General features: G+C 70.8%; 15 protein-coding genes. 11 read left to right on the plus strand and 4 right to left on the minus strand.

Annotated features, from left to right (window positions below; all coding sequences use genetic code 11):
* The 5 genes from ABZ374_RS04260 to ABZ374_RS04280 form a co-directional block, all read left to right on the plus strand.
* On the plus strand, window positions 1–267 hold a 267-nt coding region (locus tag ABZ374_RS04260), incomplete at its 5' end, for an SDR family oxidoreductase (RefSeq protein ID WP_360305952.1).
* A gap of 191 nt (window positions 268–458) precedes the next feature.
* Window positions 459–1,598: a magnesium and cobalt transport protein CorA gene (locus ABZ374_RS04265; protein ID WP_360305954.1), complete on the plus strand. Its 1,140-nt coding sequence runs from the start codon at window positions 459–461 to the stop codon at window positions 1,596–1,598.
* A 91-nt stretch (window positions 1,599–1,689) separates the two neighbouring features.
* Window positions 1,690–2,430: an alpha/beta hydrolase gene (locus ABZ374_RS04270; protein WP_360305956.1), complete on the plus strand. Its 741-nt coding sequence runs from the start codon at window positions 1,690–1,692 to the stop codon at window positions 2,428–2,430.
* A gap of 125 nt (window positions 2,431–2,555) precedes the next feature.
* Window positions 2,556–3,869 carry a sensor domain-containing protein gene (locus tag ABZ374_RS04275; protein WP_360305958.1) on the plus strand — a complete coding sequence of 438 codons (1,314 nt, stop codon included), beginning with the start codon at window positions 2,556–2,558 and terminating at the stop codon, window positions 3,867–3,869.
* Complete coding sequence (locus tag ABZ374_RS04280; protein ID WP_360305960.1) at window positions 3,833–4,483, plus strand: response regulator transcription factor; 651 nt, start codon at window positions 3,833–3,835, stop codon at window positions 4,481–4,483. Before ABZ374_RS04275 ends, ABZ374_RS04280 begins: the two co-directional genes overlap by 37 nt.
* 99 nt (window positions 4,484–4,582) lie before the next feature.
* Here ABZ374_RS04280 and ABZ374_RS04285 read toward each other — a convergent pair whose 3' ends face one another.
* Window positions 4,583–4,786 (minus strand): hypothetical protein, encoded by a 204-nt coding sequence (locus ABZ374_RS04285; protein ID WP_158695784.1) that lies wholly within the window; start codon window positions 4,784–4,786, stop codon window positions 4,583–4,585.
* Window positions 4,787–5,332: 546 nt separating this feature from the next.
* Here ABZ374_RS04285 and ABZ374_RS04290 point away from each other — a divergent pair.
* Together ABZ374_RS04290 and ABZ374_RS04295 are read left to right on the plus strand one after the other, a co-directional pair.
* Window positions 5,333–6,760, plus strand: coding sequence for a hemolysin family protein (locus ABZ374_RS04290; protein ID WP_360305962.1), 1,428 nt, complete (start codon window positions 5,333–5,335; stop codon window positions 6,758–6,760).
* Window positions 6,757–7,824: a CNNM domain-containing protein gene (locus tag ABZ374_RS04295; RefSeq protein WP_360305964.1), complete on the plus strand. Its 1,068-nt coding sequence runs from the start codon at window positions 6,757–6,759 to the stop codon at window positions 7,822–7,824. The genes ABZ374_RS04290 and ABZ374_RS04295 overlap by 4 nt, the downstream gene beginning before the upstream one ends.
* Before the next feature lie 132 nt (window positions 7,825–7,956).
* Here ABZ374_RS04295 and ABZ374_RS04300 read toward each other — a convergent pair whose 3' ends face one another.
* Both ABZ374_RS04300 and ABZ374_RS04305 read right to left on the minus strand, forming a co-directional pair.
* On the minus strand, window positions 7,957–9,108 hold the full coding sequence (locus ABZ374_RS04300; RefSeq protein ID WP_360305966.1) for an epoxide hydrolase family protein: 1,152 nt from the start codon (window positions 9,106–9,108) through the stop codon (window positions 7,957–7,959).
* Between the two features lie 33 nt (window positions 9,109–9,141).
* Window positions 9,142–9,432 carry a hypothetical protein gene (locus ABZ374_RS04305; RefSeq protein ID WP_360305968.1) on the minus strand — a complete coding sequence of 97 codons (291 nt, stop codon included), beginning with the start codon at window positions 9,430–9,432 and terminating at the stop codon, window positions 9,142–9,144.
* A gap of 238 nt (window positions 9,433–9,670) precedes the next feature.
* Here ABZ374_RS04305 and ABZ374_RS04310 point away from each other — a divergent pair, with 238 nt between their 5' ends.
* The 4 genes from ABZ374_RS04310 to ABZ374_RS04325 all read left to right on the plus strand — a co-directional run bounded on the left by ABZ374_RS04310 (window position 9,671) and on the right by ABZ374_RS04325 (window position 13,234).
* A complete protein-coding gene (locus ABZ374_RS04310) occupies window positions 9,671–10,330 on the plus strand; it encodes a hypothetical protein (protein WP_360305970.1) in 660 nt (219 codons plus the stop codon).
* Window positions 10,331–10,399: 69 nt separating this feature from the next.
* Window positions 10,400–10,921 (plus strand): pyridoxamine 5'-phosphate oxidase family protein, encoded by a 522-nt coding sequence (locus ABZ374_RS04315; RefSeq protein ID WP_360305972.1) that lies wholly within the window; start codon window positions 10,400–10,402, stop codon window positions 10,919–10,921.
* Window positions 10,922–10,975: 54 nt separating this feature from the next.
* A complete protein-coding gene (locus ABZ374_RS04320; RefSeq protein ID WP_360305974.1) occupies window positions 10,976–11,530 on the plus strand; it encodes a TetR/AcrR family transcriptional regulator in 555 nt (184 codons plus the stop codon).
* Between the two features lie 135 nt (window positions 11,531–11,665).
* Window positions 11,666–13,234 carry an MFS transporter gene (locus ABZ374_RS04325; RefSeq protein WP_360305976.1) on the plus strand — a complete coding sequence of 523 codons (1,569 nt, stop codon included), beginning with the start codon at window positions 11,666–11,668 and terminating at the stop codon, window positions 13,232–13,234.
* An 87-nt stretch (window positions 13,235–13,321) separates the two neighbouring features.
* Here the strand turns inward: ABZ374_RS04325 and ABZ374_RS04330 are convergent, their stop codons facing one another.
* On the minus strand, window positions 13,322–13,798 hold the full coding sequence (locus tag ABZ374_RS04330; protein ID WP_360305977.1) for a GNAT family N-acetyltransferase: 477 nt from the start codon (window positions 13,796–13,798) through the stop codon (window positions 13,322–13,324).
* Window positions 13,799–13,907: the final 109 nt, after the last annotated feature.

The following is a 13,907-nucleotide window of genomic DNA, read 5'->3' on the forward strand; positions in this document are numbered from 1 at the left end:
CTGTTCCCCCACGAGGACATGACCGCCGACATCAAGGGCAACCTCGCCCGCACCCACGACAAGGACCCCTGCCAACCCGCGATGCGAGTCGGCCGACCGCGCGAGCTGGGCTGGGCCGCGACCTTCCTGGCCTCGCCCTACGCGCGCTTCGTCTCCGGCCACACCCTGGTCGTGGACGGCGCCAACTGGCAGCGGCGCGGTCTGGTCAACCCGCCGGTGGTCACCGTGCGGCAGCAGATGGGCAAGGGTGCGTTCGAGCTGCCGTAGGCCCGATCCGGGCGGCCCGGCGAACACCGCGTCCTCCGGTGTCCCGTCCACCGAATCGCCAAATGGCATAAATCCGTGATATCTGCGCGGAAAAATGGACAATACGATGGTCGGGTCGGTCGCGATTTCCTGGCGCGACCGGCCCGACGTCACGTCCGTGCTCTTCGCCGCCCAGTGTCCCGGAGCCCCGCATGCCCGATCGGCGTCTGTCCTTCCGCGCCCGCAGGCACGGGGCGAGCGAACCCCCGGAGGCACCGGAACGCTCGATGGACCCGCGGGCGGCGGACGCCCCGGAGCCGCCACCCGTCGAACACAGCCTGATCGACGCGGCGATCTACGTGGACGGGGTACGGGCCGCCTCCCCGAGCACGCTCGCCGACACCTACCGCGAACTGCACGCCCGGCCCGGCGCGATGGCCTGGATCGGGCTCTACCGCCCCTCCGAGAGCCAACTCCTCTCCGCCGCGGACGAGTTCGACCTGCACGCGCTCGCCATCGAGGACGCGATCGTGGCCCACCAGCGGCCCAAGCTCGAACGCTACGGCGAAACGTTGTTCGTGGTGTTGCGCGCGGCCCGCTACCTCGACGACGTCGAGGAGGTCGACTTCGGCGAGCTGCACGTCTTCCTCGGCACCAACTTCGTGGTCACCGTCCGCCACTCCGAGTCCCCCGACCTGTCCGCCGTCCGCCGCTGGGTCGAGGACCGGCCCGAACTCCTGCGCCAGGGCCCGGAGGCGGTGCTGTACGCGATCCTGGACAGCGTCGTGGACGCCTACGCCCCGGTGGTCGGCGGCCTGCAGAACGACATCGACGAGATCGAGGCGGAAGCCTTCCTCGGCGCCCCGAACGTCTCCCGACGGATCTACGAACTCTCCCGCGAGGTGATCGAGTTCCAGCGCGCGACCCGACCGCTGCTGCTCATGCTCACCGATCTGTCCACCGGCTTCGACAAGTACCACGTGGACCAGGAGCTGCGGCGCTACCTGCGCGACGTCCGGGACCACGCGACGATCGCGGTGGAACGGGCGGCCGGCTTCCGCCAGCTCCTCGAAGGCATCATGCGGGTCAACGCGATCGTGGTGACCCAGGCGCAGAACGAGGAGATGCGGCAGCTCACCGCGGCCAGCAACGCCCAGAACGAGGAGGTCAAGAAGATCTCCGCGTACGCCGCGATCCTGTTCGCGCCGACCCTGATCGGCACCGTGTACGGGATGAACTTCGACGACATGCCCGAGCTGCACTGGAGCCTGGGCTACCCCTTCGCGGTCGGCCTGATGGTGCTGGTCTGCGTGGTCCTCTACCTCATCTTCAAGCGCCGGAACTGGCTCTGAGCCCGGCGCGGAAACCTGTCGCGTTCTGTCAGGTATCCGGTCCAGGATCGTTCTTGCAGGGAAGCACCCGAACCACCAGAGGAGCACCACCATGGCGCACATCGTTCTCGTTCCCGGCTACTGGCTCGGCGCGTGGGCGTGGGACCGGGTCGCCGAACCGCTGCGGGCCGCCGGGCACGACGTACTCGCGGTGACGCTGCCGGGCCTGGCGGACGAGGCGGCCGACGCCACCGGAATCGACCTCGTGACGCAGACCGACGCCCTGGTCGAGGAGATCACCTCGCGCGACCTCACCGACGTGGTCCTGGCCGCCCACTCCGGCGGCGCGTTCCCCGCCTACGAGGCACTGGACCGAATCCCGGACCGGATCGCCCGGATCGTCTACGTGGACGCCGGCCCGGTGGCCGAGGGCGTCTCGCTGCTGGACCTGAGCGAGCCCGCCGAGCGGGAGCGGATCGAGGCCGAGGTGGCCGAGCGCGGCGACGGCCGCTACACCTACCCGTGGGATCCGACCACCGACGCCGAGATGCTCGACGGACTCACCCCGGCCGACCTGGAGCTGCTGCGCACCCGCGCGGTGGCGCAGCCGTACGCGGTCGCGACCGGCGCCGAGCGGGTCGGCGACCCGGCCCGGCTCAAGGTGCCCGCGCACCTGATCAGCTGCCTGTTCCCGGCCGAGCAGGTCGAGGTCATGGTCGCGCAGGGGCACCCGTTCATGGCCGAGTTCGCGCTGGCCGAGGAGCGGCACGTACACGGCCTGCCGACCGGCCACTGGCCGATGTTCTCCCGGCCCGAGGAACTGGCTCGGTTGTTGGCGGACATCGCCGGTTGACCGGCCCGCGGGGGTGGGCCCAGCCCCACCCCCGCGCGGGGTGCCTCCCCAGTGACCTGCACGGTCGCCGCCCGACACACTGGTGCCACCAGCGGTACACGGCACATCCACGGGAGGACCCCCTTATGAGCGCGCTCACGCCACACAGCGCCGATCCACCGGCGACGCGTTGGCGGTTCGGTCGGGCGTTGTCGTCCACCTTCCAGGGCTTCGTGCTGGTCTTCCTCTCCGTGCCGGCCCTCGCCCTGTTCATCTGCGGCATCGTGTTCATGGCCCTGGTGCCGCTGGGTGTCGGCATGGTGCTGTTCGTGCCGGCGATCCTGCTGCTGCGTGCCACCGCCAACCTGACCCGCACCGCGATGACCTCGTGGTCCGGCGTCCCGATCGCCGTCCCCTACCGACGGCGCCCCCCGGGCAAGGGGGTGACCGGATTGTGGCGGCGCACCCGGCAACTGATCACCGAGGGGGCCACCTGGCGGGACCTGCTGTGGGGGCTGCTCTACCTGCCGTCCAGCCTGCTGCTGGCCTGCTTCCCGATGTTGCTGATCGTGAACGGCCTGCACGGGGTGCTGATGCCGTTCCTGTGGGAGGTGGCCTACCGGCACGTCGATCCGCAGTGGTACACGTTCATCAAGGTGGACAGCTCGCAGCGGGCCGGCTTCGCGCTGCCCTGGGGCGCGATCCAGGTGGTCGTCGGCCTGGCCGTCGCGCCCTGGTTCGCCCGGGTCAACGCGCTGTGGAACCGCTCCCTGCTCGCCCCCACCAAGGAGGCCGAACTGGCGCTGCGGGTCCAGCACTTGACCGAGAGCCGGACCGACGCCGTGGACGCGTCGGCAGCCGAGCTGCGCCGGATCGAGCGTGACCTGCACGACGGCGCGCAGGCCCGCCTGGTGGCGATGGGCATGAACCTGGGCGCCGCGGAGGCGCTGCTCGGTACGGACCCGGACGCGGCCCGCATCCTGCTCGCCGAGACCCGCGCCGCGTCCGCCAAGGCCCTGCACGAACTGCGCGACCTGGTCCGGGGCATCCACCCGCCGGTGCTCTCCGACCGAGGTCTGGGCGACGCGGTGCGCGCGGTGGCGTTGGAGAGCCCGCTCGATGTCAACGTCAAGGTCGCGCTGCCCGCGCGCCCCGAGCTCCCGCTGGAGTCCGCCGCCTACTTCGCGGTCACCGAGGTGCTCACCAATGCGGCAAAGCACTCCGGTGGGCAGCACGTCGAGATCGATCTGACCTACCAGGACGGCAAGTTGCGGATCACCGTCACCGACGACGGCGTCGGCGGCGCCGATCTGATGAAGGGCACGGGACTGCGCGGCATCGAGCGGCGACTCGATACATTCGACGGAACGCTCGCCCTGGACTCCCCGGTGGGCGGCCCGACGACTGTGATCATGGAGCTGCCGTGCGACTTGTCCTCGCGGAAGACCTCGCCCTCCTGAGGGACGGGCTGGTCCGCCTGCTCCAGGCCCACGGCTTCGAGATCGTCGCCGCCGTGGACAACGGTCCGGAACTGCTCCGGGCTCTGGTGGAACACAAGCCGGACGTCGCGGTCGTCGACGTCCGACTGCCGCCGACCTTCACCGACGAGGGCCTCCAGGCCGCCCTGGAGGCCCGTCGGCAGGTCCCGGGGCTGCCGATCCTGGTGTTGTCGCAGTACGTGGAGCAGTTGTACGCCCGGGAGTTGCTCGCGGACGGCACCGGCGCGGTCGGCTATCTGCTCAAGGACCGGGTGTTCAACACGGACGAGTTCGTGGACGCGGTCCGCCGGGTCGCGTCGGGGGGCACCGCGATGGACCCCGAGGTGATCTCGAAGCTGCTCGCCCGCAACGTGCGGGACAAACCGTTGGGCCGGCTGACGCCGCGCGAGCGCGAGGTGCTGGAGTTGATGGCCGAGGGTTGTTCGAACGCGGCCATCGCGGGCCGACTGTTCGTCTCCGAGGGCGCGGTGAGCAAGCACACCACCAACATCTTCGCGAAGCTCTCGATCGACACGTCGGACGAGACGAACCGGCGCGTGCTCGCGGTCCTGGCCTATCTCAACGGCAACGGCTGAACCGCGACGGAACGGGACACGGGAGCGGCGGATCGGCATCGCTCTCGTCCCGGACGACCGCGCGGGCCTGCGCGCGGGTGGTGCGGGCACTGCGGGTGTTCACGAACCGGTGGTCAACCGCAACAACCGGTCCCGTTCCTCCTCCACGATGCGCTGGGCGCGCAGGACGACGGCCTCGGGCACGCCGTCCGGCAGTTCTCCGAAGTCACGAAAGCGGCGGAGGTCGCGTGGACGAACACCGGTGATGTCGTAGGCCTTCAACGCGGCGAGCGACACGGCGTAGTCGTCGAGTGTGCGAGGCATGGTCTCCTTCTCGCGCGCTGGGAGGTCCGGTACGGGCACCTCGGGCGAGCCGGCGTCGGCCGGATCAGGGCTGCTGTCGTACACGCTGCCCCCGTCTGATGTTGTCAACGTCATTGCGGCGGTGCGGGTTCCCGGTACCAATCTTCCGGACGGGAAGGCGCGGGTCGCTCCCCCGTACGGATGAACTTCGCAACGCCTGTGGCAGAAGGCGCCGCACTTCTGTACTTCCCTCGCCGCAGCACGCGGGTCGCACGTGCTCGACGGGCCTCGATCACCACACGGTGTTCGAGGAAGCACAGATTGTCATGACGCGGAGCATAAAGCCAAGCATCTTTTGCTACCGGTTCGAATCCGACGCCCTTCGCACGCTTCCGCGACCGGCTCCGGGGAACAAGCGCGCACGATGATACGTTCGGCGTGGTAAGTGTTTGACCCCGAATTGCCCGTTGAGCAAGGAGCGTGCGTGTCCGCCCAAGAGACGGACCCCCCTAGTACCGGTCCCTCCCGAGACTGTGATCGAAGCCGCGACGTCCGGGAGGCGGTCTCATGACCGCGGCTCTTGGCATAGCGGCGATCGTCGTACTGACCCTCGGTACCGGTTTCTTCGTCGCCCAGGAGTTCGCCTACGTGGCGGCCGATCGGAGCCTGCTGCGTCGCCGTGCCGAATCCGGTGACAAGGCCGCAGCCCGGGCGATGACCGTGATGGGGCGACTTTCGTTCATGCTGTCCGGTGCCCAGTTGGGCATCACCGTGACGGCCCTGTTGGTCGGTTTCATCGCCGAACCCGCGCTCGCGGCGGTGATCTCCCCCCTCCTGGATCTGGTCGCCGTTCCCGACGGCGCGGTTCCGGTGATCTCGCTGATCCTCGGCTTCGCGGTGGCCACCGCGATCCAGATGGTGCTCGGCGAGCTGGTCCCCAAGAACTGGGGCATCGCCGAGCCCGAGCGGGTGGCGATCCTGCTCGGCCGGCCCACGCTGGTCTATCTCAAGGTCGCCGGTCCCCTGATCCGCCTGTTCGACACGCTGGCCAACCGCATCGTGCGGGCGATCGGCATCGAACCGGTCGAGGAACTGCACGGCGGCGCCACCACCGAGGAACTCGCGCACATCGTCGACGAGGCCGGCCGGGACGGTGACCTGGATCCGGCCCTGTCCGGGATCCTGCGCCGCGCGATCGCCTTCGGCGACCTGACCGTGGACCAGGTGATGGTGCCGCGTCCGGACGTGGTCCGGGTGCGGGCCGAGACCACCGCCGCCGAATTGATCGAGTTGGTCGCCGAGTGTGGCCATTCGCACTATCCCGTGGTCGGCGAGCGGGTGGACGACGTGCTGGGCGTGGTCGGGGTGGCCTGCCTCCTGGAGGTGGCCCCCGAGGACGCCGCGCACGTGAGCGCCGGGTCGATCGCGCGGCCCGCGCTGCTCGTCCCGGACACCGCCGGGCTGGCCTCGCTGCTCGAACAGTTGCGGACCGCGCACGAGGAGTTCGCGGTCGTGCTGGACGAGCACGGCGGCCTGGCCGGGATCGTCACCTATGAGGACGTGGCCGAGGAATTGGTCGGCGAGATCGCCGACGAGAGCGACGACGAGGACCCCGTCGACACCGAGCCCGAGGACGGCTGGTGGCGGCTGGACGCGGGGCTGCGGGTGGACGAGACGGAGCGGATCGTCGGCGCGGAGCTGCCCGACGGGCCGTACGACACGCTCGGTGGCCTGGTCATCGCGCACCTGGGCCGACTGCCCGAGGTGGGCGACCGGATCCGGGTGCCCGACCCCGACGAGGTACGCGCCGGGCGCGCGGCCGACGAGGACGACGAACCGATCCGCTACACCGAGATCGAGGTGCTCGAAGTCGAGCGGCATGTGCCGGCGCTGGTCCGGATCCGGGTGCTGACCTCGGCTCCCTCGTTCCCGCGCAACGCCTCCGAATGGAGCGCCGAGCGGCGCTCCGGGCGCAACACGGAGGTGACCGCGTGACCCCGACCCTGGCCTCCGGTGGCGGCCTGGGCTCGCTGGAGCTTGGGCTGTGGCCGGCGATCGCCATCACCATCGCGCTGCTCGTGGGCAACGCGTTCTTCGTGGCGGCGGAATTCGCGATGGTGGCCGCGCGCCGGCATCGCCTGGAGGCGCTGGTCGCCGAGCGCAAGCGCGGCGCGAAGTCGGCCCTGGCCGGCGTGCGCGAGTTGTCGCTGATGCTGGCCGGTGCGCAACTCGGCATCACCATGTGTTCGCTGGGCCTGGGCATCGTCTCCGAGCCGGCCATCGCCACCATGCTCGATCCGCTCTTCGACGCGGTCGGCATGCCGGCCGCGGCGGGGCACGCGGTGGCGTTCGCGATCGCGCTGGTGGTCGTGGTGATCCTGCACATGGTGCTGGGCGAGATGGCGCCCAAGTCGTGGGCGATCGCCGGCCCCGAGAAGGTCGCGCTCGTGCTCGCGCCGTCCTTCCGCGGCTACACCCGGGTGGTGCGGCCGCTGCTGCTGGCGATGAACGGGGTCAGCAACGCGATCCTGCGGCTGGCCGGGATCGACCCCAAGGACGAGTTGTCCCACCCCAAGGACGCGGAGGGGCTGCGCCGGTTGGTCGGCGAGTCCCGTCGGCTCGGCCTGATCGACGGTTCGTCGCACGACGTGCTCTCCGGCACGCTGCGCACGCACACCGAACCGCTGGCCCGACTGGTCGTGCCGGCCGCCGAGATCGACTCGGTGCCGGCCGCCGCGGGGCCGGACGAGATCGTCGCGATGTCCCGCCGCAACGGCCGCAACCGGTTGCTGGTGCGGAGCGCGGACGGCACGCTGTCCGGCGTCGTACACATCCGCAAGGTGCTCACCTCGCGCACGCAGAGCTCCGGCAACACGGCCGGCGAGCTGGCCACGTCGGTACTCACGCTGAGCGTGGACACCCCGATCCAGCGCGCCGTGGCCGCCCTCCAGGAACGCCGCGCGTCGCTGGCCCTGGTGCACGCCGCCGACGGCACGCTGCTGGGCCTGGTCGGTCTCGACGACCTCCTCGGCAGCGTCCTCGGAGCCGGCACGGCATGACCCGCCCGGGAAGGTCCCGTCCGACCCCGGTCGGACGGGACCTTCCCGGCGCCACACCCGGCCTGGGGGCGCCGCCGGTCGCCTGTCGAACCCGCGCCCCGGCCCGTCGCGACGGGTCGGGGCGCGCCGGGGCTACGCGCGGATCAGGCGGAAGAAGCGGCGGACCTCCTCGACGAAGGTCTCCGGCTGTTCGAAGGCGGCGAAGTGACCGCCGCGGTCGAGTTCGTTCCAGTAGCGAAGATCGGTGAAGCGGTTCCCGGCCCAGCGGCGCGAGGAGCGGATGATCTCGTGCGGGAAGATCGAGCAACCGGTGGGGACCCCGACCTCGGCCAGATCGGGGTTGCGGTAGCTCTCCCAGTACAGCCGGGCCGAGGACGCGGCGGTGTCGGTGAGCCAGTAGACCATCACGTTGTCCAACAGGTGATCGCGGGACAGCGCGTTCTCCGGGTGGCCGTCGCAGTCGGTCCACTGCTGGAACTTCTCCACGATCCAGGCCAGTTGGCCCACCGGTGAGTCGGCCAGCCCGTAGCCGAGCGTCTGCGGCCGGGTGGACTGGATCTTGCTGTAGCCGGTGCCCCACTCGGAGTGGGTGCCCAGGTCGGCCAGCGCCTGTCGTTCGGCCGGTGTCGGATCCTTCATCGCCGCCGCGTCCGGCATCGCCACCGGCATGTTCAGGTGGATGCCGAGCACGTGCTCGGGGTCCTGCCTACCGATCGACGCGGTGACCATCGAGCCCCAGTCGCCGCCCTGCGCGCCGTAGCGCGCGTAGCCCAGGTCGGCCATCAGCACGGCCCAGGCCCGGGCGATCCGGTCGATTCCCCAGCCGGTCTCGGCCGGTCGATCGCCGAAGCCGTAGCCGGGCAACGAGGGCACCACCACGTGGAACGCGTCCGCCGCGTCGCCGCCGTGTGCGACGGGATCGGTCAACGGCCCGATCACGTCCAGGAATTCGATGATCGACCCGGGCCAGCCGTGGGTCAGGATCAGCGGCAGCGCGTCCGGATGCGGCGAGGGCGCGTGCAGGAAGTGCACGCCCAGGCCGTCGATGTGCGCCTTGAAGTGGGCGTACGCGTTCAGCCGCGCCTCGGTCTTGCGCCAGTCGTAGGTGGTCCGCCAGTACTCGGCCAACTCGCGCGTGTAGGCCAGCGGGATGCCCTGCGACCAGTCGTCCACCGGTTCGGCGTCGGGCCAGCGGGTGCGCGCCAGGCGCTCCCGCAGGTCGATCAGGTCGGCGTCGGGTATGTCGATCCGGAACGGCGTGATGTGCGACGGGAGCAGGGGCATCGACCGGGAACTCCATCCGTGGCGGGCATCGGGTCACGGAGACGATTGCGGGCCACGACCGTCGTCGACGATCGGCGCGACCGGGTCGGGGCTCTTGTCGTGCGTCTCCAGGTCGGTACTCAACCCGATCACCAGGGCCCCGCACCAGAGCGCCGCGACCACGGACAGCACGATCTTGGTCATCGGCGTCCAGCGGGTGACCAGCCACATCAGCACCGCGCCGATCGGTGGCAGGACCAGGAGCAGGAGCAGGATCCACCGCTGTCGGACGAACCAGGGGCTCGCGTTCTCGATGCGCCGCTGCCGGCGGCTGGTGCGTATCACTGGTTCCGGCCCCCTAGGGACACCCGCGGACCACCCGCGGGTGGGTCGCCCCATGTCTGCCCGGCAAAGCCCGGCTCAGTCCCGGCCGTGCGCGGCGCGGGCCGGGCCCCGGCTCGGATCGCCTCCCCGGCGCGGGTGCTCCGTATGGGTGAAGTCCGGGGCCGAAATGCCCGGTCGGCTTTCGTCCCGGCCGACGGACCGGCAGGTTGTTCATCTCCTCCGCCCCCGGAAGGTCCCGATGAACCCGCACCCGCGCAACGGGGTCGGCGTCGCCGCCGTGCTCCTGACCCTGAGTTCGCTCGCCGCCGGCACGCCCGTGTCCGCCCACGAGCCGGCGCCCGGCGCCGGGCCGATCGCGTTGCCCGAGCGTGGCACCCCGCAGGGTCCGCTGCCGCGGCCCAAGGCCGCCGACAACGCCGAGTTGCCGCCCTGGCCGGTGCCCGCGGACAGCGCGCGGCGCGGCGCCGACGCGGGTCTGAATCTGGACACGATGGAGGGCGCCGTACAGCACTTCCACGTGCACCTGGACATCTTCGTCGGCCTGAATCGGGTCGAGGTCGCGCCCGATATCGGCATCGATCGAAGGACCGGACTGCTGGCCGATCTGCACACGCACGACAACAGCGGCGTGTTGCACGTGGAGAGCCACGACGCGAACGCCCGCTTCGTACTGGGCCAGTTGTTCGCCATGTGGAACGTGCGCTTGGACGAGACCCACCTGGGCGCGCTCACCCCGGACGCCACGCACACCTACCGCACCTACCTGAACGGCGTGTTGATCAGCGGCGATCCGGCCGGAATCGAGCTGCGTCCGCACGATCAGATCTCGGTGATGTACCAGGACGACAAGGTCCGGATCAGGCCGCCGGCCTCGTACGACTTCCCGCCGGGCCTTTAGGGTCGCGCGCGTTCACGACAGTATGGGTGGTGAGGTACCGGACCGTCGGGACGAACAGGGGTTGCCGCCATGACCGATCTGGAAACCGCGGCCCCGGCCTTCATCGCCATGGCCCACTCGATCGTGTGGGCCTCGATCGCCACCGTGGACGGCGCGGGTCGGCCGCGGACCCGGATCCTGCACCCGTACTGGGTATGGGAGCACGGGCGGTTGACCGGTTGGGTGGCGACCGCCCCCACCGCGACCAAGCGCACCCACATCGCCCGCAATCCGTTCGTGTCGTGCAACTACTGGTCGCCCTCGCACGACACGTGCGCAGCCGAGTGTCGCGCGGATCTGCTCTTCGAGCCGGAGATCCGCGAGCGGGTGTGGAACCTGTTCCGGGACACTCCCGAGCCGCTGGGCTACGACCCCGCCGGAACCGGGGTGCCCGGCTGGGAGCACCCGTTGTCGCCCGGCTTCGCGGTGATGCGCCTGTCGCCGTGGCGGCTGCGGATCTTCCCCGGCGCGGCGCTGCGGGGGGGCGTCGTCGAGCCGGTGCTGACCTGGCAGGAGCCGCGACCGGAGCTGACACCACAGGGTGCCGGCTGAATCCCTCCCGTTAATCATGAGACATAGCTGTCTCATCTGGGCTAGAGTTGATCCATGCCCACCGACAACGAGCACGTACTGCGCGCCGCCGTCACCCTGTTGCTTCGGCGACCGGCGTCGTCCATGGACGAGATCGCCCGAGCCGCCGGGATCAGCCGGGCCACGCTGCACCGGATGTTCCCGGGCCGGCCGGCGCTGATCGCCGCGCTCGGCACGGAAGCCTCGGCGCAGATCGGTCGGGCGATCGACGCCGCCGACCTGACCACCGGCGAGGACGTCCCCGCCGTGCTGCGCGGTCTGGTGGACCGGCTGATGCCGTGCGCCGAATACCTGGCGTTCCTGTACGGGGAGAGTTCGCTGGTCGGCGACCCGGGCCTGGAACAGGCCTGGAGCGTGATGGACGAGCAGGTCGCCGCCGCGGTCCGACGCGGCCAGGAGAACGGCTCGATGCGGGTGGACCTGACCGCGCAGTGGGTTTCCGAGGCGCTGTTCTCGTTCGTCGCCGCGGCCGGCTGGGCGGTCCACGAGGGCCGGCTCGCCGGCCGGGACGCGACCCGCTCGGTGGCCGAACTCCTGCTCGGCGGCGCCGCCCGCCGCCCGCCCGGCTGATCCGAGCGATCCGGCTCGGGTGCGCATCGGCCTCCGCCGCCCGCCCACGCCGCCCGCTCGGCACCGCACCCGCTCCACCGCAACTCTCCCGCCGATCCACTCGGCCGACCCGTCTCTTGGCTTGGAATCCTGATCATGGCCAGTCCCACCACCTCCTCGACCCCCGTTCATACCGGCACCGGCGGCTCCGCCAAGGGCGCGCCGGGCCGCTGGATCGCCCTGGGTGTTTTGACCCTGTCGGTACTGCTCGTGGCGATCGACGCCACCGTGCTCGGCCTGGCGATCCCCTTCCTCAGCGAGGACCTGGAACCGACCGGCACCCAGTTGTTGTGGATCGGCGACGTCTACTCGTTCGTCATCGCCGGTCTGCTGGTCACCGCCGGCACCCTGGGCGACCGGATCGGCCGCAAGAAGCTGCTGCTGTGGGGTTCGGCCGCGTTCGGCGCACTGTCCGTGCTGGCCGCCTACGCGCCCAGCGCCGAGGCACTGATCGCGGCCCGCGTCGCGATGGGTGTGGCCGGTGCGTCGTTGATGCCGTCCACGCTCGCGCTGGTGCGCAACATCTTCCCGGACGCCCGCGAGCGCAGTTTCGCGATCGGCGTGTGGGGGGCGATGTCGATGGCCGGTGCCGCGTTCGGCCCGGTGGTGGGCGGCTTCTTGCTCGAACACTTCTGGTGGGGCTCGGTCTTCCTGATCAATCTGCCGGTGATGGTGGTGCTGATCGTGGTCGGCATCAAGATGTTGCCGGAGTCGCGCAACCCGAATCCGGGTCCGTGGGACATGCTCAGCGCGGCGCTGTCGCTGGTGGGCATGATCGCCACCGTCTACGCGATCAAGGAGGCCGCCTCGCACGGCCTGCTGCGCTGGGACGTGTGGGTGGCGCTGGTGATCGGCGTGGGCGCGCTGGTCTGGTTCGGCCGTAGGCAGTTGTCGCTGCCGGTGCCGCTCCTGGACATGCGGCTGTTCCGCAACCGGGCCTTCAGCGGTTCGGTACTCGCCGACCTGCTCACCGTGTTCGGCATGTCCGGGCTGATCTTCTTCCTGTCCCAGTATCTGCAACTGGTCCAGGGCCGCAGCCCGTTGCAGGCCGGCCTGGCCGAACTGCCGGCCACGGTCGGGGCGATCGTCTCGGGTCTGCTCGCGGGCATGGCCGCACGCCGGCTCACCCCGCGCGTGGTGGTGACGAGCGGCCTGACCGCGATCGGCCTCGCCCTGGGTGCGCTGACCGCGCTGTCCCGGGACACGCCGTATCCGTACCTGGGCGGGGTGTTGCTCCTGGTCGGGGTCGGCGCGGGCTTCTCGTTCACCGTCACCGCCGACCTGATCCTGGGCAGTGCGCCGAAGGAGAACGCCGGCGCGGCCTCCGCGGTCTCGGAGACCGCGTACGAGTTGGGTGCGGCGCTGGGCATCGCGCTGCTTGGTTCGGTGGTCACCGGGATCTACCGGGGGCACGTGGCCATCCCCGAGGGCGTCTCCTCGGACGCGGCCTCCGGTGCGCGCGAGTCGCTCGCGGGTGCCGCGGAGGCGGCCGGGACGGTGCACGGTCCGGTGGCGGCGGACCTGACCCAGTCGGCGAACGACGCGTTCCTGGAGGGCCTGCGGATCGCGGCCGGCGCGGGCGCCGCGGTCCTGCTCACGGCGGCGATCGCGTCCTGGTTCATGTTGCGCGGCGCGCGCACGGCCGGGTCGGACGTCGAGCACTGACGGCCGAGGGGGCGGTGCCGGGATCGATCCCGGCACCGCCCCCGTCGACGCGTCGCGGCGCTGCGGGCCACGTCGTGGCGGTGCCGGTCAGAGCACCTTCGCGAAGCACAGACTGCTCTCGTAGTCCTTGTAGTACCCGAACCCGGCCATCGGCGTGTAGCCGCACGAGCGGTACAGCGCGATGGCCTCGGGCTGCTTGTCGCCGGTCTCCAGGACCAGTCGCAGTCGCCCGGCCGCCCGGGCGGAGTCCTCCAGGTGCGCGAGCATCACCCGGGACAGGCCGCGCCCGCGCGCGTGCGGCACCACGTACATGCGCTTGAGTTCGGCGTCGCCCGTCCGCAGGCTCGGATCGTCGTCCGCGGCGCCTCGGGCCCGCCAGCCGCCGCTGGCGACCGGGGCGCCGTCCTGGTAGGCCACGCAGAACAGGCCCTCCGGCGGCAGGAAGTCGGCCGGATCGACGGCCGACTCGTCGGGGTCGCCGTACCGCACCACGTATTCCTGCTGCACATCCGCGACCAACTTGCGCACGTCGGGGTGGTCGTACCCCAGAGTCTTGATCTCCACGGGAAGACGCTAGCCCGTGCGTTCGATCGGATCGGCGGCAGGTCGGCCGGAGAAGTGCTTGACCTTGTCGTCTATCGACGGTGGACTGTGCCTCCCCGGGTGACACGTG

The organism is Embleya sp. NPDC005971 (assembly GCF_040629175.1).
Taxonomy (GTDB): domain Bacteria; phylum Actinomycetota; class Actinomycetes; order Streptomycetales; family Streptomycetaceae; genus Embleya.

Excerpts from the sequence above, each read along its gene's own strand:
- ABZ374_RS04285 (WP_158695784.1), bottom strand. The coding sequence starts at position 4,786 with ATGCCTCGCACACTCGACGACTACGCCGTGTCGCTCGCCGCGTTGAAG.
- ABZ374_RS04325 (WP_360305976.1), top strand. The coding sequence starts at position 11,666 with ATGGCCAGTCCCACCACCTCCTCGACCCCCGTTCATACCGGCACCGGC.
- ABZ374_RS04315 (WP_360305972.1), top strand. The coding sequence starts at position 10,400 with ATGACCGATCTGGAAACCGCGGCCCCGGCCTTCATCGCCATGGCCCAC.
- ABZ374_RS04310 (WP_360305970.1), top strand. The coding sequence starts at position 9,671 with ATGAACCCGCACCCGCGCAACGGGGTCGGCGTCGCCGCCGTGCTCCTG.
- ABZ374_RS04320 (WP_360305974.1), top strand. The coding sequence starts at position 10,976 with ATGCCCACCGACAACGAGCACGTACTGCGCGCCGCCGTCACCCTGTTG.
- ABZ374_RS04270 (WP_360305956.1), top strand. The coding sequence starts at position 1,690 with ATGGCGCACATCGTTCTCGTTCCCGGCTACTGGCTCGGCGCGTGGGCG.
- ABZ374_RS04265 (WP_360305954.1), top strand. The coding sequence starts at position 459 with ATGCCCGATCGGCGTCTGTCCTTCCGCGCCCGCAGGCACGGGGCGAGC.
- ABZ374_RS04290 (WP_360305962.1), top strand. The coding sequence starts at position 5,333 with ATGACCGCGGCTCTTGGCATAGCGGCGATCGTCGTACTGACCCTCGGT.
- ABZ374_RS04275 (WP_360305958.1), top strand. The coding sequence starts at position 2,556 with ATGAGCGCGCTCACGCCACACAGCGCCGATCCACCGGCGACGCGTTGG.
- ABZ374_RS04300 (WP_360305966.1), bottom strand. The coding sequence starts at position 9,108 with ATGCCCCTGCTCCCGTCGCACATCACGCCGTTCCGGATCGACATACCC.